The sequence below is a fragment of the Enterobacter sp. HG048 genome (genome assembly GCF_024702055.1).
Taxonomy (GTDB): domain Bacteria; phylum Pseudomonadota; class Gammaproteobacteria; order Enterobacterales; family Enterobacteriaceae; genus Enterobacter; species Enterobacter dykesii.
Genome location: NZ_JANLIZ010000002.1, coordinates 190,576 through 210,784 on the forward strand (window position 1 = coordinate 190,576; position 20,209 = coordinate 210,784).

The following is a 20,209-nucleotide window of genomic DNA, read 5'->3' on the forward strand; positions in this document are numbered from 1 at the left end:
ATAGTCAGGAGTATATTGAGGCAAGCAACCACCCATTAATTCAGAGTAAAAACATGTTTTGTGTGATCTACAGAAGTACAAGCCGTGACCAGACCTATCTTTATGTCGAAAAGAAAGACGATTTTTCACGCGTGCCTGAAGAATTAATGAAGAACTTTGGCCGACCACAGCTGGCGATGCTGCTGCCGCTTGATGGTCGTAAGAAACTGATTAATGCCGATCTGGATAAAGTGAAAACGGCCTTAGCCGAGCAGGGCTATTATTTACAGCTTCCACCGCCACCCGAGAATTTATTAAAACAGCATCTTGAGGCGAACGGCAAAAAATAGTCTCAACTGCTTTTGGGCACAACACATCAACCGTTTAGGGGTCGACCATGTATCAACATCATAACTGGCAAGGTGCATTACTGGATTATCCCGTCAGCAAAGTGGTTTGCGTAGGCAGCAACTATGCAAAACATATTCAGGAGATGGGCAGCGCGACGCCAGAAGAGCCGGTCCTGTTTATTAAGCCTGAAACGGCGCTTTGCGATATCCGCCAGCCGCTGGCGCTGCCGCAGGGGCTGGGTTCAGTGCATCACGAAGTGGAACTTGCCGTGCTGATCGGCGCGACGCTGCGCCAGGCCTCAGAAGAACATGTTCAGAAAGCGATTGCCGGATACGGCGTGGCGCTGGATCTGACCCTGCGTGACGTTCAGAGCAAAATGAAGAAAGCCGGGCAGCCGTGGGAAAAAGCCAAAGGGTTTGATAATTCCTGCCCGATCTCGGCGTTTGTGCCGGTAAGCGAATTTACCGGCGATCCGCAGGACACGCCGCTCAGCCTGAAGGTTAACGGCGAGATCCGCCAGCAGGGCACCACCGCGGACATGATCCACAAGATTGTGCCGCTGATCGCCTACATGAGCCGCTTCTTTACCCTTAAACCAGGCGATGTGATCCTGACCGGAACCCCAGAAGGCGTTGGTCCGCTACTCAGCGGTGACGAGCTTGAGGTCGGTTTTAACGGCCTGTCGCTGAAAACCCGCGTGCTGTAACCCCATCTTGCCGCCTGAAGAGGGCGGCAAAACTTGCAACAACGTGCCAGACTCGTTATAAGGTGCGCTTTCTTTTGACGTGTGGACATCCTGATGAACGACATCCCTTTCTGGCAAAGCAAAACTCTCGACGACATGACTGACGCGGAATGGGAATCATTGTGCGACGGCTGCGGGCAGTGCTGCCTGCACAAGCTGATGGATGAAGATACGGATGAAATCTACTTCACCAACGTTGCCTGCAAGCAGTTAAACATTAAAACCTGCCAGTGCCGCAACTATGAGCGTCGGTTTGAATTTGAGCCTGACTGCATCAAGTTAACCCGGGATAATCTGCCGACGTTTGAATGGCTGCCGCATACCTGTGCGTATCGCCTGCTGGCGGAAGGCAAAGATTTACCGAACTGGCACCCGCTGCTGACCGGGTCAAAAGCGGCGATGCACGGCGAACGTATCTCTGTGCGCCACATCGCGGTGAAAGAGTCCGAGGTGCGTGACTGGGAAGACCACATCATGAACCACCCGACCCGTTGAGATTAAAAAAACCGCCGAGGTGGGTTTTTTATTGTGCTTGTGCGGCCTGATGCCCTCATCCCAACCTCTACCACGGGAGAGGGCGCAAACGCTAAAAACGGCAACCTTGGTTGCCGTTTTGCGTTTACCTTCCGAACAAATCGCGTTTCTTCGGTTTGAAAGGCTGGGCAATCAGCACCAGCAGCGCCACGACGAAGTAGGCGGCAAAAATGCCCACCAGCCACTGCGGCATCTCCAGCGTCAGGAATTCCCACTGACGAACGGAGCAGTCACCGGATGCGACAAACACCTGCGGCAGCCATTTGTCCAGCGGCAGCCAGCTCGGGAAGCGGGCGGCAAAATCACAGGTCATAAACGGTGAAGGATGCAATTGCATCATGGTGTGCTGCCAGGAGAGTTCAATCCCTTTCCAGGCGCTGTAAATCCAGATGGCAATAGCGGCATAGCGAAGCGGCGATTTAGGGGCGATTGCACCCACCAGGCCTGCCCCCATAATGCCGAACAGCGCGCAGCGTTCATAAATACACAGCACGCAAGGTTTAAGACCCATTACGTGCTGGAACCACAGCGCGACCATTTCCAGCGCAAAGGCGGTCAGGGCCATTAACAACCACGCTCCGCGACCGCGGGAGCACTGGTTTAAAAATCTCAACATAATCATTTCCCTGGAACATGCTTAGAAAGCGCAGTGTAAACGAATTCGTTTTTCGCGCCACCTGTACCTGGCGAAATAAAACGTAATTGGATGTTTATCGTGCGAAAAGGCAAACGGGCAGCGAACTGCCCGAGATGCATAGTTTACTGCGCCGCAAGTATACCCGCTTGTACCAGCCATTGCGTACAGGGAATGAGGGTAATTTTGACGCAAAGCAATCCGACGATCGTGAGCACCAGCGTATAGGGCAGCGCCATCCACACCATCCTGCCATAAGAAAGACGTATGAGCGGCGCGAGGGCGGAGGTCAGCAGAAACAGGAAGGCGGCCTGGCCATTTGGCGTCGCTACCGACGGCAGGTTGGTGCCGGTATTGATCGCCACGGCCAGCAGCTCAAACTGTCCGGCGCTGATAACGCCTTGCTCCATGGCCGCTTTGGCCTCGTTGATGTAGACCGTCCCGACAAAGACGTTATCTGAGATCGACGAGAGCAGGCCGTTAAACAGGTAAAACAGCGAGAGCTGAGCATCCGGTGATGCCTGTAATACAAAGGCAATAATCGGCGCGAACAGGTGCTGGTCGATAATCACCGCCACGACGGCAAAGAACACCGCCAGCAGGGCGGTAAACGGCAGGGCTTCGGTAAACGCCTTGCCGATGGCATGTTCGTCCGTCACGCCGGTAAAGGTGGTGGCGAGAATGATGACTGACAGCCCAATCAGCCCCACTTCTGCAAGATGGAACGCCAGCGCTGCGATAAGCCAGACGCCGATGATCCCCTGAGCAATCAGTCGTAGCGTCTCCTGGCGCGTCCGCTGGCTTCGGCTCTGCAGATCGAATTTATGCAGTTCCTGACGTACCGGCTCCGGGAGCTGCGCCCCGTAGCCGAAGAGGCGAAACTTCTCCACCAGCAGACAGGTCGCCAGCCCGCAGATCAGCACCGGTACGCTCACCGGCGCCATTCTCAGGAAGAACTCACCGAAGTGCCAGCCCGCCGCTTTGGCAATGATCAGGTTTTGCGGCTCGCCCACCATGGTCATCACGCCGCCCAGGGCGGTACCCACGCCGGCATGCATCATCAGGCTGCGCAGAAACGCGCGGAATTGTTCCAGCACGTCACGATTATGCGCCTCGACGTGGCTGTCATCCTGCAGGTCCTCATTAGGGCGAGAGGAAGCCACGCGGTGATAAATACCGTAAAACCCAACCGCGACGCTGATCACTACCGCAACGACCGTCAGCGCATCCAGGAAGGCCGACAGGAAGGCGGCGGCAAGGCAAAACGCCAGCGAGAGGAACATTTTTGACGGAATGCTGAGCAGCAGGCGCGTGAAGATGAACAGCAGCAGCTGTTTCATAAAGTAGATGCCCGCCACCATAAACATAAGCAGCAAAAGCACTTCGAGATTTGACGCCAGCTCTGCTTTGACATGCCCGGCGCTGGTCATACCGATGACGACGGCCTCAAACGCCAGCAATCCGCCCGGCAGCAGGGGATAACATTTTAGCGCCATGGCCAGGGTGAAGATAAACTCCGCCACCAGCAGCCAGCCGGCGATAAAGGGATTCACAATAAAAACGATGGGATTAACGACCAGGAAAACCAGCAGTATCAGTTTATACCAGTCAGGAGACTGACCTAAAAAATTGCGCCATAGCGCGCGCCCAAAAGAAATTTCCACAACAGACGTCCTTCCCGTCAAGTAAGACAAAACATCAGTATACGCAAAAATCGCGGCCCGGAGGCGGCTAAGGCGGCATTGTAAATTTCACAAAAATGAAACGGCGATCCCTCTTTTCTCTCTTTGCCGCGCTACCTGCCACTGCGTGCCTCTGGTATGATGAGTCCAATTTGCTAAAGCTGTGTAATGGAAATCTCACTATGGTCATTAAGGCGCAGAGCCCGGCGGGTTTCGCGGAAGAGTACATCATTGAAAGCATCTGGAATAATCGTTTCCCTGCGGGGTCCATTCTTCCGGCTGAACGCGAACTCTCTGAACTGATTGGCGTCACTCGCACCACGCTGCGTGAAGTGCTTCAGCGGCTGGCGCGCGATGGCTGGTTGACGATCCAGCACGGTAAGCCTACGAAAGTGAACAACTTCTGGGAAACCTCCGGGCTAAACATTCTTGAAACGCTGGCGCGTCTTGACCATGAAAGCGTGCCGCAGCTCATTGATAATCTGCTCTCCGTTCGCACCAACATCGCGACGATTTTTATTCGTACCGCTTTCCGTCAGCATCCGGAAGATGCCCTTGCGGTGCTGGCCACAGCGAACGAGGTGGAAGATCATGCCGATGCTTTTGCCACGCTCGATTACAACGTGTTTCGCGGCCTGGCGTTTGCCTCCGGCAACCCGGTGTACGGCCTGATCCTCAACGGTATGAAAGGGCTTTACACTCGCATTGGCCGCCACTACTTTGCCAATCCGGAAGCGCGTAGCCTGGCGCTGGGCTTCTACCATAAGCTGAGCAAGCTCTGTACCGAAGGCCTGCACGATCAGGTTTATGAGACGGTGCGCCGCTACGGTCACGATTCCGGTGAAATCTGGCACCGTATGCAGAAAACGCTGCCGGGTGATTTAGCGATTCAGACCCGCTAAAAGAAAAAACCTCTCATACGAGAGGTTTTTTTTCGTCGGGTGGCGGCTACGCCTTGCCCGGCACAACAGACACTACAGCGTATTCAACCGCGCCGGGCAGCGGTCCAGCAGCTCGACGCTCCCGTCTTCATTCTGCTGCTCCAGCTGCACGTCAAACCCCCACAGGCGATGCACGTGCTTTAGCACCTCTTTACGTCCTTTATCCAGCGGCGCGCGGTTGTGCGGGATATAGCGCAGCGTCAGGGAGCGGTCACCGCGCAAATCCACGTTCCACACCTGAATATTGGGCTCAAGGTTGCTCAGGTTGTACTGGGAAGAGAGGCGAGAGCGGATCTCACGGTACCCCTCTTCGTTGTGGATTGCGGAGATCTCCAGATAGTTGTTGCGGTCGTCGTCCAGCACGGTGAAGAAGCGGAAATCACGCATGATCTTCGGCGACATAAACTGGCTGATGAAGCTCTCGTCCTTAAAGTCGCGCATCGCAAAGTGCAGCGTTTCCAGCCAGTCAGAACCGGCGATATCCGGGAACCAGTACTTGTCTTCTTCCGTCGGCGACTGGCAGATGCGCTTAATGTCCTGGAACATGGCGAAGCCAAGCGCATACGGGTTTATTCCGCTGTACCACGGGCTGTTGTAGGGCGGCTGGAACACCACGTTGGTATGGCTGTGGAGGAATTCCATCATGAACCGCTCGGTCACTTTTCCCTCGTCGTACAGATGGTTGAGAATAGTGTAGTGCCAGAAGGTCGCCCAGCCTTCGTTCATCACCTGCGTCTGCTTTTGCGGGTAAAAATACTGGCTCACCTTGCGCACTATGCGCAGGATCTCACGCTGCCACGGCTCCAGCAGCGGGGCGTTCTTCTCCATAAAATAGAGCAGGTTTTCCTGCGGCTCAGACGGATAGCGACGCGCTTCGGCGATCGTTTTTTCCTCCTCACGCTTCGGCAGGGTACGCCACAGCATGTTTACCTGGCTTTGCAGGTACTCTTCGCGGCTTTTCTGCCGGGCTTTCTCCTCCTGCAGGGAGATTTTCTGCGGACGTTTGTAGCGATCCACGCCGTAGTTCATCAGCGCGTGGCAGGAGTCGAGCAGTTTTTCCACTTCGTCCACGCCGTAGCGCTCTTCGCAGTCGGTAATGTATTTACGGGCGAAGATCAGGTAATCGACGATGGAGCTGGCGTCCGTCCAGCTGCGGAACAGGTAGTTATTCTTGAAAAAAGAGTTATGCCCGTAGCAGGCATGCGCCATCACCAGCGCCTGCATGGTAATGGTGTTCTCTTCCATTAAATAGGCAATACACGGATTGGAGTTAATCACAATCTCATACGCCAGCCCCTGCTGGCCGTGCTTATACAGCCGCTCCGTTTCAATAAATTTTTTACCAAACGACCAGTGCGGATAGTTGATCGGCATCCCGACGCTGGAGTAGGCGTCCATCATCTGTTCGGACGTAATGACTTCAATCTGATGGGGATAGGTATCCAGACGATACAGCTTTGCGACCCGGTCGATTTCGGCGAGGTAAACATCCAGCAGCTCGAAGGTCCAGTCGGGTCCATCGCTCAGACGTGTGTTGTCCTTGTTCAGGGAATCAATAGTAGCCATTAGCGCGCCCTCGTTGTGGGTGCTCTCTCTGTCTGGAGAGCCTCCTTTCAAGCATAGATCAACGTGTTAAAAAGCGTGCTGGGGCAGAAATTTTTTCTTTGCGATTTCGCGTTTTTGATACGGCAAAAAAACGGCATGTATCAGCATATTATGCTGGTTAAAAATAACGCGCAGCAGGAGATCCCAAATTAGCACTATCCCCTGATGCTGGGGGATGTGTGAGGTAAGTCACCATAAAAAAGTCGTATGTTGAATAATATTTTCAACTAGGTTATCAATCTGTAATTAGAAGATTGTTCTTTTGCACATAATGGAGTGGCTATGCGTGTTGTCATACTGGGAAGTGGTGTCGTTGGGGTAACCAGCGCCTGGTATTTAAGTCAGGCGGGACATGACGTAACCGTTATCGATCGTGAATCCGGTCCGGCGCTTGAAACCAGCGCGGCGAACGCCGGGCAAATCTCTCCGGGGTATGCGGCACCGTGGGCTGCGCCGGGCGTTCCGCTGAAAGCGATTAAATGGATGTTCCAGCGCCACGCGCCGCTGGCCATCAGCCTTGACGGCACGCAGTTCCAGCTGAAGTGGATGTGGCAGATGCTGCGCAACTGCGACACCCGCCACTACATGGAGAACAAAGGGCGCATGGTGCGCCTGGCGGAATACAGTCGCGACTGTCTAAAAGCGCTGCGCGCGTCGACGGGAATTGAGTACGAAGGCCGTCAGGGCGGGACGCTGCAGCTGTTCCGCACCGAGCAACAGTACGAAAACGCCACCCGCGATATCGCCGTGCTGGAAGATGCCGGCGTACCGTACCAGCTGCTGGAAGCCAGCCAGCTTGGCCAGGTTGAACCGGCGCTGGCGGAAGTGGCGCATAAGCTGACCGGCGGCCTGCGCCTGCCGAATGACGAAACCGGCGACTGCCAGCTCTTTACGCAACGTCTGGCGCAGATGTGCGAGCAGGCGGGGGTGAAGTTCCGCTTCAACACCTCTGTCGACAAGCTGCTGTCGGAAGGCGAAAAAATTTACGGCGTGAAGTGCGGCGACGAGGTGATCAAAGCCGATGCCTACGTGATGGCGTTTGGTTCTTACTCCACCGCCATGCTGAAAGGCATTCTCGACATTCCGGTTTATCCGCTGAAGGGCTACTCGCTGACCATTCCGGTGAAAGAAGAGAGCGGCGCGCCGGTGTCAACCATTCTGGACGAAACCTACAAAATCGCCATTACCCGCTTCGATAACCGTATTCGTGTAGGCGGCATGGCGGAGATTGTTGGCTTCAACACCGAATTGCTGCAGCCGCGTCGTGAAACGCTGGAGATGGTCGTGGGCGATCTCTTCCCGCGCGGAGGTTTTGTTGAGCAGGCGACGTTCTGGACCGGCCTGCGTCCGATGACCCCGGACGGCACGCCGATCGTGGGCCGCACGCCGTTCAAAAACCTGTGGACCAATACCGGACACGGCACGCTCGGCTGGACGATGGCTTGCGGATCGGGCCAACTGCTGAGCGACCTGATTTCCGGTCGCACGCCGGCAATTCCGTTTGACGATTTAAGCGCCGCGCGCTATCAATCGGGGTTTACGCCTTCGCGTCCACAGCACCTGCACGGCGCGCATAGCTAAGGAGTTGTCATGTCCCGTCCTGTTCTGGCCCAGCTCAACCTGCAGGCCCTGAAGGATAATCTGCAAATTGTTCGTCGGGCGGCCCCCGGCGCGCGCGTCTGGTCGGTGGTGAAAGCGAATGCCTATGGCCACGGTATCGACCGTATCTGGAGCGCGCTGAGCGCAACCGACGGCTTTGCGCTCCTGAATCTGGAAGAGGCCATTCTGCTGCGCGAGCGCGGCTGGAAAGGGCCGATTCTACTGCTGGAAGGCTTCTTCCATGCGGACGATCTGCCGCTGCTGGATAAGTACCGGCTGACCACCAGCGTTCACAGCAACTGGCAGATTAAGGCGATCCAGGATGCGAAGCTCCACGCTCCGCTGGATATCTATCTCAAAGTGAACAGCGGCATGAACCGCCTGGGCTTTCAGCCTGAGCGGGTGCATACGGTCTGGCAGCAGCTGCGCGCCATGAAGAACGTGGGCGAAATGACGCTGATGGCGCATTTTGCCGACGCGGAAAAAACCGACGGTATTGCCGATGCCATGGTCCGCATTGAGCAGGCGGCAGAAGGGCTGGACTGCCCGCGCTCGCTGTCGAACTCGGCGGCCACGCTTTGGCATCCCGAGGCGCACTATAACTGGGTGCGTCCGGGGATCGTTCTGTACGGTGCGTCTCCCTCTGGTCAGTGGCAGGATATCGCCAACAGCGGCCTGAAGCCGGTCATGACCCTGCGCAGTGAAATCATTGGCGTGCAGACGCTGAAGGCCGGGGACACGGTGGGCTACGGCAGCCGCTACCGGGCAAAGGGCGAGCAGCGGATTGGCATCGTGGCGGGCGGTTATGCCGACGGCTACCCGCGCATCGCGCCGACCGGCACGCCGGTGTGGGTCGATGGGGTTCGCACCGGAACGGTGGGCACCGTATCTATGGATATGCTGGCCGTTGACCTGACGCCATGCCCGCAGGCGGGCATTGGTTCCCCTGTCGAACTGTGGGGCAACGAAATCAAAATTGATGACGTGGCTGCCGCGGCGGGCACGGTGGGGTACGAATTGATGTGCGCGCTGGCACCAAGAGTGCCGGTTGTGACGGTGTAACCTATCTTCGCCGGGTAAGCGTTAGCGCCACCCGGCAAAAAAACTACTCCACTTCCTCATCCATCGGCCTCAAACCGACTTTCCGCACCGCGTTATCTTCTTTTTCGGCAACGGTCCAGATCATCCCGGCAAACTCCACCTGATCGCCCACGACCGGCGCAGCGCCAAGCCGCTGCTGGATGATTTCACCCAGCGTTTGCGGGTTATCGCCGTCTTCAGCACCTTCATCCAGACCGTAAATCAGCGCCACATCCGCAAATTTGGCGCTGGCTTCCAGAATAAAATCGCCGAAGAAGCGCTGGTCCAGCGCCACCGGAGGCGACTGGCTGAACAGCTTGCCCAGTGCGGGCAGGTCGCGCTCGCGACCAATCACGCAGAGAATATCCCCTTCGCGCAGGCGGGTGCTGCCGGTAGGGTGCAGCAGGACATTATCGCGGAACAGGGCGGCAATGCGCGTTTCGGTCGGCATGTGCAAATCGCGCAGCGAGGCTCCCACGCACCATTTATCCGCGCTCAGCTGATAGACAAACTGTTCCCACGGGTTCTCCGGGTGAATATCGAGCCCCACGCGGGAGACCGGCCAGCCCACCGGCGGGACCACCACTTTGGCTTTTTTCGCCGCCCATCCGAGCGAGGTTCCCTGGAACAGCAGGGAAATCAGCACCACGAAGAACGCCACGTTAAAGAACAGCCGCGCGTTATCCAGACCGGCCATCATAGGGAACACAGCAAGGATAATCGGCACCGCGCCGCGCAGGCCCACCCAGCTAATAAAAACCCGCTCGCGCAGGTTGAAGCCGCGAAACGGCAGCAGGCCTGCAAATACCGACAGCGGACGGGCGAAGAAGATCATCCACGCGGACAGCAGCAGCGCCGGAACGGCGATCGGCAGCAGATCCGATGGCGTGACCAGCAGGCCCAGCACCAGAAACATGCCGATTTGCGCCAGCCACGCCAGGCCGTCGAAGTTCTGCAAAATGGCATGGCGGTTGCGAATAGGGCGGTTGCCCATCAGGAACCCGCAGAGATAGACCGCAAGAATACCGCTGCCGTCCACTGCGGTGGTGACGGCAAAAATGAGAATGCCGCCGCTCAGCGCCAGCAGGGGGTAAAGCCCCGCGGGCAGCGAGATACGGTTGATCGTCTGCTGTAGTAGATAGCCCCCCGCCAGTCCGATGACAATCCCCAGGCCGAACTGCTGCAGAATATGTAACGCAAACATCCAGCTCAGGCCGCTTTCATGCTGCTGAATCATCTCGATAAGCGTAATGGTGAGAAATACCGCCATCGGATCGTTACTGCCGGATTCAATCTCAAGCGTGGAGCCGACACGTTCGTTAAGCCCTTTTCCGCCGAGCAGGGAAAACACCGCTGCCGCATCGGTTGAGCCCACGATCGCGCCAATCAGCAAACCTTCCATGATATTAAGATGGAAAAGCCACGCGGCCATCATTCCGGTGAGGCCGGAGGTTATCAGCACGCCAACCGTGGCGAGCGACAGCGCGGGCCCTAAGGCCACGCGGAAGGAGCTCGCCTGGGTGCGCATCCCGCCGTCCAGTAAGATCACCGCCAGCGCGAGGTTACTCACCATGTAGGCGAAGGGGTAGTTATCGAATGGGATACCGCCAATGCCATCAATGCCGGCCAGCATGCCGATGGCGAGGAAAATGACAAGAATAGGTATGCCGAGACGCGATGAAAATGAACTTAATAAAATACTGCTGGTTACAAGGACGGAACCCAAAATGAAAAGGCTGATTATCGCTGCGGCATCCAATGTTCTCTTACTCCCACCTCAATGTTAACGCTGTTACTAAAACCCTAACATATTAACAACGGCAACAGCGTTTTATTAAGGGGGTATAACGGCTTTTTTATGCCTTTATGACAGGATGACCGCTGATGGTCAGCCGGCTGCCGGAATCATTATGGATCAGTGTGGCGTGCGCCCCCAGCGCCAGGGTCACGGTTTGCTGCTCGTGGCCAAAATCGAGACCGGTTATGACCGGAATATCCAGCCGCGAACGAACGAAGTCGATCATGGTCTCAAGGGAGTAACCCGCGTCATAGTCATTCGGGGCAGAGCCGCTGAAGCTGCCAAGCACAATCGCGGACTGGCGTTCAAGAATACCGGCATGATAGAGCTGCAACAGCATGCGCTCGACGCGGAACGGATGTTCGTTGATATCTTCCAGCACCAGAATGCCGTCCTCGATGTGCGGCATCCACGGCGTGCCGATGAGCGAGACCAGCATCGCCAGGTTGCCGCCCCAGAGCTGGCCTTCACATTCCCAGTGCGGTCCGTTGCCTTGCCACTCCACGCTGTAGGTGGAATTGCGCAGCGCGCGCCAGAAATGTTCCACGGTAAACGCATCCAGCTCCGGGGCGCCGAAGTTACCCGCCAGCATCGGGCCGCTGAAGGTGATGACGTTATGCAGGGCCAGCAGCCCAAGCTGGATGACGGTGAAATCGCTGTGGCCGCAAATCAGCAGCGGATCCTGCTGCTGGCGCAGCGCCAGCCCCTGCCAGTCAATGCTCTCCAGCAACCGGCTCGCACCATATCCACCGCGCACCGCAAGCACAATCCGGTTTTCGCCGGTCAGGCTCACCAGACTATTGATATCATTCAGCCTCTGCGCTTCGGTGCCGGCAAAACGCTGCTGGCGGCGGGGGATAATCGTCTGATTTTCTACCTGATGGCCAGATTCCAGCAAACGCTGAACGCCCCGCTGCGCCGCGTCCTGGTTAATGCAGTAGCCCGACGGCGCGATGAGATGAAACTGAGACATGGCAATTCCTTGCTGAATGAGAAACTAATTGTCTATATCATGCCGCTTATACGCTGCCTGCTTCAAGAGGCGGCGCACCGCGATGACCGGCTATAAGGATAGATGACGTGAAATTGAGATGGTTTGCTTTTTTGATTGTGTTGCTCGCTGGCTGTAGTACCAAACATGATTATCAAAACCCGCCCTGGAACCCGGAAGTGCCGGTGAAACGGGCCATGCAGTGGATGCCGATCAGTGAGCAAGCCGGGAAGGCCTGGGGCGTCAGCCCGCGTCTCATCACGGCGATCATTGCGGTGGAGTCCGGCGGTAATCCGACGCTTGTCAGCAAATCCAATGCGGTGGGGCTGATGCAGCTTAAAGCGTCAACGGCGGGGAGAGAGGTTTACCGCTACATGGGCTGGAGCGGCCAGCCGTCGACCAGCGAGCTGAAAAACCCGGAACGCAACATTTCAATGGGCACGGCCTATCTGAGCATTATGGAGCATGGCGTGCTGAAGGGGATTAAGGATCCAGAGGTGATGCAGTACGCGCTGGTGGTGTCTTACGTTAACGGTGCCGGCGCGTTGCTCAGAACCTTCTCCTCTGACCGCAAAGAGGCGATAGAAGAGATTAACGACATGGACAAAGACGAATTCTTTGAACATGTGGCGAAAAATCACCCGGCACCACAGGCGCCTCGTTATATCTGGAAAGTACAGAAAGCGATGGATGCCATGTAATGCCGCAGACGGGCGGCGGTCACGCTGCCCGATTTCTTCACAGGACCTTATTTGCGCGTTCCCGCGCCTCACGCTCCAGGGAGTAGATAATGCGCTGAAGCTCACGCTCTGCGCCGGGCCCGACGTTGAGGAAACGGAAGCTCAGACGCGGCGTGGTGATAGTTTCATTTTTACTGTCCACGACGGTGCGGTCGCTAATCGCAATTAGCTGTGCATCGAAATAAAAGCGACCCCAGCCTCCCATATCCAGTTCAATTTGCGTAAACCGCATGCCCTCTACCAGCCCGTCCGGTTTCGGCGTATCCATCAGCGCGCCCATGCCGCCGAGCGACAGATCGAAGAGGCGGAAGCGGATCTCTTTTTTGTCCGGCATTTTGGCCTTACAAAAATAGGCGGGGTGAAGCGGGGCGCTGATGCGGAAATATTCACGACGCTGAACAAACCAGAGATTGGTCGGAAGCGGGGTAACAAAAGCCGGCAGTCCCTGATATTCGCTCAGTTCCAGCCGCGACAGGACAAATTCCACTTTGGCACCCTGCGTTTCGGCCATCACCGCGATATTCTCCGCTTTCAGCGCTGCGCGGTTTTCATACTCCTGACTGCCTAAATCAATCACCAGCCGATCCTGCGAGGCGTCAAGGATCTTGCTGATGAACTGATTATTCGACCAGCTGATGCGCAGCGGCACTTCACCTTTTTGCAGGTCGCGTAATACCCCTAATACAGCCAGCGGATTTTGCTTGAGGAACTGCTCACTGTAATGACTCACGCCGGATGGCTCCTTGATAGATGACGGACTGTCTTAGCGTTATCGGCAATCTGCAATGAAACTTAATACAAACCGGTGAGTTTTTTTGCCTGTTTAAGCAAAGATAAGTCGGTGAGATGAAAATGGTTTTCCGGCGATGACCTATACTTAAGTTAGCTGTGCAGAAGGTTTTCTGCGCACGCGTTAAACCTGCAAGAGGGCATCGCTATGGGTATCATCGCCTGGATTATCTTTGGTCTTATTGCTGGCGCTATCGCTAAACTGATCATGCCGGGAAACGATGGCGGCGGCTTTATTTTGACCTGTGTACTCGGGGTCGTTGGTGCGGTTGTGGGCGGCTGGCTGGCGACGATGTTTGGCTTTGGAGGCAACATAAGTGGTTTCGACCTGCACAGTTTTCTGGTCGCTGTCGTGGGTGCCATTGTGGTGCTGTGCATATTCAGGTTACTGCGACGAGCATAAATTGACGTAAACGGCTCTCTGCGGAGGGCCGTTTTTTTTGCCGGAGTATTGATTTGTTAATCTAAATGATAATAATTGTCGTTCCGTATTGCATCCAACAACAAGACGACATTATGAATACCTCACGTTTTACGCTTTGCGCTCTGGCAGGGGCCGTCACGCTGGCATTGCAGGTCCCGGCGTACGCCGAAGAATCCACCATCGTCGTCACGGACTCAGAGCAGGGCAGCGCGCTGCCGGCCTGGACGAACAGCGCCACGAAATCGGCCGTTGCCGAAAGTAAAACGCCGCAGGTCATCACGACCCTCTCTGCGCCGGAAATTGAAAAGCGTCACGCGAATTCGGTGAATGAAATTCTGCGCTATGCCCCGGGCGTCTCAACCGAGGTGCGGGGGAATACCTCCTACATGAGCGAGTATAAAATTCGTGGCTTTACCGTCGACCAGGAGTTTTATAACGGGCTGCAGCTGCCCTATAACGTCACCGGTAATACCAAAGCGCGCATCGATCCGCTGCTGATTGACAGCGTTGATATCCTGAAAGGCCCTTCATCGGTCCTTTACGGCGGCGGTTCGCCGGGCGGGCTGGTGAATATTCAAAGTAAAAAACCGCAGCGGGAAGCCAGAACCGAAATCGGCGTTAACACCGGAAACCGTAATCTGAAAGAGGGCTATCTTGATTCAACCGGGCAGATTGCCGACAGCGACTGGAACTACCGTCTGCTGGGCAAAGCCACGGAAAACGACGATCAGCCGCACACCACCCGGTATGAAAACTACCTGGTTGCGCCGTCCGTCACCTGGCAGCCGGACAGCAAAACCCGCCTCACCCTGGACGCGCTGGCGCAAAACACCCCGAGCCTGACGCCGTCTAACCCGCTGCCGCTCGCCTACCTGCACTCGAAATATGCAGGCAAGCGCGATTATGCCGGAGACGAATGGAGCGGATTTAAGCAGCGTCAGTGGATGTTGGGCTACAGCTTTGAACATGAGTTTGACAGCGGCTGGGGCTTTAATCAGAAAGCGCGCTATTTCGACGTCGATACCCACCAGCGCAGCGTCTATGCGACGGGCACGGGAAGCGAGGTGTACCAGCTTAACCGCTTTGCTTACACTACCGATGAAGACCTTAAGAGCTTCAACATCGACAACCAGGTGACTAAAACCGTTGCGCTGGGCGACTGGAAACACCATCTGCTGGCCGGGTTCGACTATCAGAAGCTGAACTCCCATTTCCACTATCGCTACGCGTCGGCCACGCCGGGTATCGATATGCGTCACCCAGACTATTCGCAGATCCAGGAAAGCGCGCTGGGGCTTTATACCGCCCAGAAAAACCGTCTCAGCTACCAGCAAAACGGCTATTACCTGCAGGATCAGGTAGAGTTTGGCGGCCTCAACCTGCTGGGCAGCCTGCGCTATGACGATTACCGCTCCGTTACCACCAACTACCTGCAAAACGGCGATAAAGCCTGGGTATCGCAGGACCGCGTCACCAAACGCCTGGGCGCGCTTTACGCCTTCGATAACGGGATTTCGCCGTTTATCAGCTATTCAGAAGGTTTTGCGCCGGTGTCACCGCAGGGTACGCTCGTGGCGAAAGACGTCAAACCGACAACCAGCAGGCAGGTGGAAGGCGGGGTGAAATATCTGCTGGCCGACTACGCCACCACCTTTACCGCCTCGGTGTTTAACATCCGCCAGAAAAATGTCGTCACCTCCGATCCGGGCTTCCTGAACTATCGTCAGACCGGTGAAGTGGAATCCAAAGGGGCAGAGCTCTCCGCCATCAGCCGTCCGACGGACAACCTGACGCTGATTGCCAACTATGCGTACACCCACGCGATCAACCGGGAAGATGACAAGTACAAAGGTAAACGCCCAACGCAGGTGCCGGAGAATGCCTTCAACCTCTGGGGTGATTACACCTTTGAGAACACGCCGCTGAAAGGACTGATGCTGGGAGCTGGCGCACGCTACACCGGGCCGATGGAAATCTCTCCGGCAAACGATGCGGGTAAACTGGGCGGCACCACGCAGTACGATCTGGCGGCCTCGTACCGGATGGGCGAAATCCTGCCCTCGCTGGCAGGGCTAACGCTTAAGGCCAGCGCGCAGAACATCACCAATAAAGAGACGCTCACCTGCTACGATGCGACCAACTGCTGGATTGGGCGTGACAGGACGTATCAGTTAGGGGCGAGCTATAGTATCTAAGTCACTCCCTGTGAGTTCAAAATGTAGGCCGGGTAAGGCGTAGCCGCCACCCGGCAATACCCTTACTGCGCCGCAGCTTTCACCGGCGCAGCCTCCTCATTCGCCGCAGGCTGATTCTCCGGCACGCTGTCGCACGGTTTTGCTTTTGGACAGACGCGATCCAACATCTTCAGCGTCACGCCGTTGCTCCAGCCGAAGCCGTCCTGCAGCGGATACTCTCCGCCGCCGCCGCCCGTACCGGTGGTCGACACGTCATACTTCTCGACCAGTTTCTTTTCCCGGTCATAAGTGTGCTGAACGTTCTTCAGGAAGCGCCAGGTCACATCCATCGAGACCTTCTCCTGTCCGTAATTCTGCAACCCTTCCGCCGCCACCCACTGCAGCGGGGCCCAGCCGTTTGGCGCATCCCACTGCTGGCCGCTGTTTACGGTGGTGGTCGCAATACCGCCCGGCTTCAGCAGGCGTGACGAGGTTGCCGCAGCGACTTTATCGGCCCGATCCTGTGCTGCCGCCTTCACGTAAAGCGGGAACAGGGCGGCCGCCGTGAGCTGATTGCGTACCTTCTTGCTCTTCAGATCGTAATCCGCGTACCAGCCCTCTTTATCATTCCACAGGTGGCTCTCGATGGCTTTCTGACGGGCCGTTGCCAGCGCCTCGTATTTGCTTGCGCTGGCGGCGTCGCCACTCTCCTGGCTTGCCCGCGCCAGCAGTTTTTCCATCTTGAACATCAGGGCGTTCAGGTCCACGGGGACAATGCTGGTGGTCCGGATGGTGCCGAGCTTTTGCGGATCGTCCATCCAGCGGGAGCTAAAGTCCCAGCCCGAGGCCGCGGCGGAACGCAAATCGCGGTAGATCTCGGTTGCCGGTCGGTTAGGGTTACTTTTGGCGGTATTCACATCGTCAAGCCATGACTCCGGGCGCGGGGTATCGCGGTCGTCCCAGTAGCGGTTGAGGATCGCGCCGTCATCCAGCTTCACCACGCGTTTGTTAGCCTGCCCCGGCTGAAGGGCGTCGACGCCGTCCATCCAGTAGGCATACTCTTTCTCCATCTGCGGACGGTACTTCTTCAGCGCATCGCTGTCGTGGGTTGCCAGCAGTTCAACCATCATTGAGAAAAACGGCGGCTGGGAGCGGCTCAGGTAATAGCTGCGGTTGCCGTTGGGAATGTGGCCGAAGGTATCAATCTCATACGCAAAGTTATCCACCATGTCGCTGATTTTGTCCCAGTGATCGCTCTCGGCCAGGCCCAGCATGGTGAAATAGCTGTCCCAGTAGTAGACCTCGCGGAAACGTCCGCCGGGCACAACGTAAGGTTTGGGTAACGGCAGCAGGGAATCCCATTTGTTGCTGGCTTTATCCGTGGTGCGCGTCAGTACGGGCCAGAGATCGTCAATGTGCTCACGTAAACTTTGTCCAGCAGGCGGAACATATTTTTCCCCTTCCGCAGGGAGCGTAAAGTTCATCTCGACAAAGTGGCGTAAGTCAAAGCTGGACTGCGTGTGCTGCATCCGGTAATCCGCCAGAATCATCAGCGGGTCGCTTTTGGGGACGGCATCAGCAAAGGTTTTCTGATCGGGAAACAGTTTGGCGCTTTGCACATCGTTAAACAGAGGGCCCAGCAAAATATCGGGTGAGGTTGTCTGGGCTGCGGGGGTATCGTCGGCATAACCGAAAGTCGTTACGCCGAACAGCGCGCCGCCTAGCGCAAGGGGCAAAAACGCGGGGCGTATTGTACGAGGTCTTATCATTAGTTCGTCTCCTGTCTTCACTAAACAGCGTGACCGCTGTTGTCAATCACCTGAAAACCTTAGACGAATATTGCCCGCTTCGCGTTAATAATTGCTTGCCCGTCAGACCTCTTCCGGCGTCTGGCTGGCTTCCCGCAGCGTGCCCGGCGCATGTCCGATGATGCGCTTGAATGCCCGGCTGAAGGCCGCCAGAGAGCCGTATCCCAGCCGCAGCGCGACGGTTTCAATGGGTTGATTTTCATGCCGAATGTACTGAATCGCCAGCCGCATCCTCAGCTCGCTGAGATATTTTGCCGGGGTGGTTCCCGTCGCGGCCAGAAACCGTTCGGCAAACACGGAGCGGGACGTGCCCGCTTCTTTTGCCAGATCCGCCACGCTCCAGTTCAGGCCGGGCTGCTGGTGCATGGCGTAAATGGCCCGGCTCAGGCGCGGGTCGCGCAGAACCTGCACCCAGCCGGTGGCTTTACCACACCCGCCTTCAACCCAGCCGCGCACGATTAATGCCGCCACCACGTCGGCAAGGCGCGCAAGGATCCCGGCATACCCTGCCTGACGCGCCGCGGATTCCCGCTCCATCGCCGCCAGCAGCGGATGAATTTCCGGCCAGGTGGACATCAGCCGGCTGACCATCATCACTTCCGGCATCGCCTTGATTAGCGGCTGCATCCCGCCCAGCTCAAAATCCATGCACCCGCTAAAGATGAGGGTGTTCTCGCTTTCCGGGCAGGGCTCGCAGGTGATAGCACACACCGAGCTGCAGATAGGCTCGCTCGGGAAGGCGTTGATGGGCGTAATGGTGGCCTGCTCGTCAGAGAGCAAAGCATGAGAATTCCCGCCGGGAATAAAGAGGGCGTCGCCACCGCTCAGTTCGAACGTTGCACCGCTCTCCATGCGCAGCAGGGCGCTACCGTGGCTCACAAAATGAAACTGTGCCCGGCCGGGCGCCTGATGAAACGCGACGCCAAACGGCGCGCTGGCTTCAATCCGCCGGTATTTCACGCCTGACAGACGCATGCCGCGTAAAAGTTCGCTGATCAGATCGGGTGACTGTACGGTCATGGCACAACTCCGGACGAATAATCAATAAGTGGAGATTATATGTCATAGATCGTCCAGGGTGAACCTTCTATTCTTTTGCGACAGTAGTCACATTTTTATAACGGGAGATCAACAGATGAGTTCATGTGTCGCGGCGAGCGAGGCGGTAGCGCCTGCAAAACCCGCCTGGCGGGCCGTCTATTCACTGGGGCTGGGGGTATTTGGTTTGATTACGGCAGAATTTCTGCCCGCCAGCTTGTTAACGCCCATGGCCGCGAGCCTGGGCGTAAGTGAGGGAATGGCCGGACAGGCCGTCACCGCCACCGCGCTGGTGGCGCTGGTCACCGGGTTGCTGATCACCCCGGCGACCAAAAGTATCGACCGCCGCTGGGTGCTGATGTTTTTCTCGGTCCTGCAAATTATCTCCAGCCTGCTGGTGGCCTTTGCGCCCAACCTGCACGTCCTGCTCATGGGGCGCTTGCTGCTGGGGGTAGCCATCGGGGGATTCTGGGCGATGTCGACGGCCACAACGATGCGTCTGGTTCCGGCGGATAAAGTGCCTAAGGCGCTGGCGGTGATCTTCTCCAGCGTATCAATTGCCACGGTGGTCGCGGCGCCGCTGGGCAGCTATCTGGGCAGCCTGATTGGCTGGCGCAACGTCTTTGTGCTCTGCATTCTTCCGAGCATGCTGGCGCTGCTGTGGCAGCTCTGGGTGCTGCCGTCCATGAAGCCGGAGAGCAGCGGCAGCCTGAGTACGCTGTTCCGCGTGCTGCGTCGTCCGGGGATGATCGGCGGCATGCTGGCGACCATCCTGATCTTCAGCGGCCATTTCGCCTTCTTTACCTACCTGCGCCCGTTCCTGGAAACGGTGGGGCAGGCGAGCGTGGAGACCATTTCGCTGATCCTGCTGGGCTTTGGTCTGGCCAACTTTGTCGGCACATCCGTTGCAGGGCATCTGCTGGCACGTAATCTGCGCCTGACGCTGGCGCTGGTGCCGTTCGCGATGGGCGTTCTCGCGCTCATGATGGTCGCCTTTGGTCATCTGGCGATGCTGGACGGGTTCCTGGTCGCGCTGTGGGGCTTTGCATTTGGCCTGGTTCCGGTGGGCTGGTCAACCTGGCTTGCTACCACCGTTCCGGATGAAGCCGAAAGTGCAGGCGGGCTGCTGGTGGCCTCAATTCAGCTGGCAATCAGTGCCGGTGCGGCCGGGGGCGGCGCGGTATTTGATCTCAACGGCGCCAGCGGGGTATTCGCGGGCAGCGGTCTTTTGCTGGTAACGGCGATGGTGATTGTGTTTATGGGCGTGAAAGTGAAAGCAGAGTGAATTATTGCCGGG

General features: G+C 56.9%; 18 protein-coding genes. 10 read left to right on the top strand and 8 right to left on the bottom strand.

Annotation, left to right across the window (positions count from 1 at the left end; genetic code table 11):
- The first annotated feature begins 53 nt into the window (after positions 1–53).
- The 3 genes from NUX24_RS04250 to NUX24_RS04260 all read left to right on the top strand — a co-directional run bounded on the left by NUX24_RS04250 (position 54) and on the right by NUX24_RS04260 (position 1,570).
- Positions 54–329, top strand: a complete 276-nt coding sequence (locus NUX24_RS04250; RefSeq protein ID WP_029742143.1) for a YcgL domain-containing protein — start codon at positions 54–56, stop codon at positions 327–329.
- A 47-nt stretch (positions 330–376) separates the two neighbouring features.
- Positions 377–1,036, top strand: a complete 660-nt coding sequence (locus NUX24_RS04255) for a fumarylacetoacetate hydrolase family protein (RefSeq protein WP_126330103.1) — start codon at positions 377–379, stop codon at positions 1,034–1,036.
- 93 nt (positions 1,037–1,129) lie between these two features.
- Positions 1,130–1,570 carry a YcgN family cysteine cluster protein gene (locus NUX24_RS04260; RefSeq protein ID WP_047652292.1) on the top strand — a complete coding sequence of 147 codons (441 nt, stop codon included), beginning with the start codon at positions 1,130–1,132 and terminating at the stop codon, positions 1,568–1,570.
- A gap of 124 nt (positions 1,571–1,694) precedes the next feature.
- Here the strand turns inward: NUX24_RS04260 and dsbB are convergent, their stop codons facing one another.
- Together dsbB and nhaB are read right to left on the bottom strand one after the other, a co-directional pair.
- Positions 1,695–2,225, bottom strand: coding sequence for a disulfide bond formation protein DsbB (dsbB, locus tag NUX24_RS04265; protein ID WP_047652291.1), 531 nt, complete (start codon positions 2,223–2,225; stop codon positions 1,695–1,697).
- Positions 2,226–2,368: 143 nt separating this feature from the next.
- On the bottom strand, positions 2,369–3,907 hold the full coding sequence (nhaB, locus tag NUX24_RS04270) for a Na(+)/H(+) antiporter NhaB (RefSeq protein ID WP_047652290.1): 1,539 nt from the start codon (positions 3,905–3,907) through the stop codon (positions 2,369–2,371).
- Between the two features lie 200 nt (positions 3,908–4,107).
- Between nhaB and fadR the strand changes: the two genes are divergently transcribed.
- A complete protein-coding gene (gene fadR, locus NUX24_RS04275; RefSeq protein WP_023312180.1) occupies positions 4,108–4,827 on the top strand; it encodes a fatty acid metabolism transcriptional regulator FadR in 720 nt (239 codons plus the stop codon).
- Positions 4,828–4,899: 72 nt separating this feature from the next.
- On the opposite strand, the gene NUX24_RS04280 is transcribed toward fadR, so the two are convergent.
- Positions 4,900–6,432 carry a SpoVR family protein gene (locus tag NUX24_RS04280; protein ID WP_100170101.1) on the bottom strand — a complete coding sequence of 511 codons (1,533 nt, stop codon included), beginning with the start codon at positions 6,430–6,432 and terminating at the stop codon, positions 4,900–4,902.
- A 321-nt stretch (positions 6,433–6,753) separates the two neighbouring features.
- On the opposite strand from NUX24_RS04280, the gene NUX24_RS04285 reads away from it, so the two are divergent.
- Positions 6,754–8,052, top strand: a complete 1,299-nt coding sequence (locus NUX24_RS04285) for a D-amino acid dehydrogenase (protein ID WP_032658462.1) — start codon at positions 6,754–6,756, stop codon at positions 8,050–8,052.
- Positions 8,053–8,061: 9 nt separating this feature from the next.
- The gene (gene dadX / locus NUX24_RS04290) at positions 8,062–9,132 is read left to right on the top strand and encodes a catabolic alanine racemase DadX (protein WP_257830077.1); all 1,071 of its coding nucleotides are present in this window, start codon (positions 8,062–8,064) and stop codon (positions 9,130–9,132) included.
- Between the two features lie 43 nt (positions 9,133–9,175).
- Here the strand turns inward: dadX and NUX24_RS04295 are convergent, their stop codons facing one another.
- Positions 9,176–10,909 (bottom strand): potassium/proton antiporter, encoded by a 1,734-nt coding sequence (locus NUX24_RS04295; RefSeq protein WP_126330095.1) that lies wholly within the window; start codon positions 10,907–10,909, stop codon positions 9,176–9,178.
- 97 nt (positions 10,910–11,006) lie between these two features.
- Positions 11,007–11,921, bottom strand: coding sequence for a muramoyltetrapeptide carboxypeptidase (gene ldcA, locus NUX24_RS04300; RefSeq protein ID WP_257830078.1), 915 nt, complete (start codon positions 11,919–11,921; stop codon positions 11,007–11,009).
- A gap of 107 nt (positions 11,922–12,028) precedes the next feature.
- Between ldcA and emtA the strand changes: the two genes are divergently transcribed.
- Entirely contained in the window at positions 12,029–12,640 is a 612-nt protein-coding gene (emtA, locus tag NUX24_RS04305; protein ID WP_047652285.1) for a membrane-bound lytic murein transglycosylase EmtA, read from the top strand.
- A gap of 37 nt (positions 12,641–12,677) precedes the next feature.
- Here emtA and NUX24_RS04310 read toward each other — a convergent pair whose 3' ends face one another.
- Positions 12,678–13,409, bottom strand: a complete 732-nt coding sequence (locus NUX24_RS04310; RefSeq protein WP_023312174.1) for a flagellar brake protein — start codon at positions 13,407–13,409, stop codon at positions 12,678–12,680.
- A gap of 207 nt (positions 13,410–13,616) precedes the next feature.
- Between NUX24_RS04310 and NUX24_RS04315 the strand changes: the two genes are divergently transcribed.
- Positions 13,617–13,871 (top strand): GlsB/YeaQ/YmgE family stress response membrane protein, encoded by a 255-nt coding sequence (locus NUX24_RS04315; RefSeq protein ID WP_257830079.1) that lies wholly within the window; start codon positions 13,617–13,619, stop codon positions 13,869–13,871.
- Positions 13,872–13,984: 113 nt separating this feature from the next.
- A complete protein-coding gene (locus tag NUX24_RS04320) occupies positions 13,985–16,087 on the top strand; it encodes a TonB-dependent siderophore receptor (RefSeq protein WP_257830080.1) in 2,103 nt (700 codons plus the stop codon).
- 62 nt (positions 16,088–16,149) lie between these two features.
- Here NUX24_RS04320 and NUX24_RS04325 read toward each other — a convergent pair whose 3' ends face one another.
- Positions 16,150–17,835 carry an alpha,alpha-trehalase gene (locus NUX24_RS04325; protein WP_257830081.1) on the bottom strand — a complete coding sequence of 562 codons (1,686 nt, stop codon included), beginning with the start codon at positions 17,833–17,835 and terminating at the stop codon, positions 16,150–16,152.
- A 102-nt stretch (positions 17,836–17,937) separates the two neighbouring features.
- Positions 17,938–18,894 (bottom strand): AraC family transcriptional regulator, encoded by a 957-nt coding sequence (locus NUX24_RS04330; RefSeq protein ID WP_214576429.1) that lies wholly within the window; start codon positions 18,892–18,894, stop codon positions 17,938–17,940.
- 115 nt (positions 18,895–19,009) lie between these two features.
- Between NUX24_RS04330 and NUX24_RS04335 the strand changes: the two genes are divergently transcribed.
- On the top strand, positions 19,010–20,197 hold the full coding sequence (locus NUX24_RS04335) for an MFS transporter (protein WP_214576428.1): 1,188 nt from the start codon (positions 19,010–19,012) through the stop codon (positions 20,195–20,197).
- Positions 20,198–20,209: the final 12 nt, after the last annotated feature.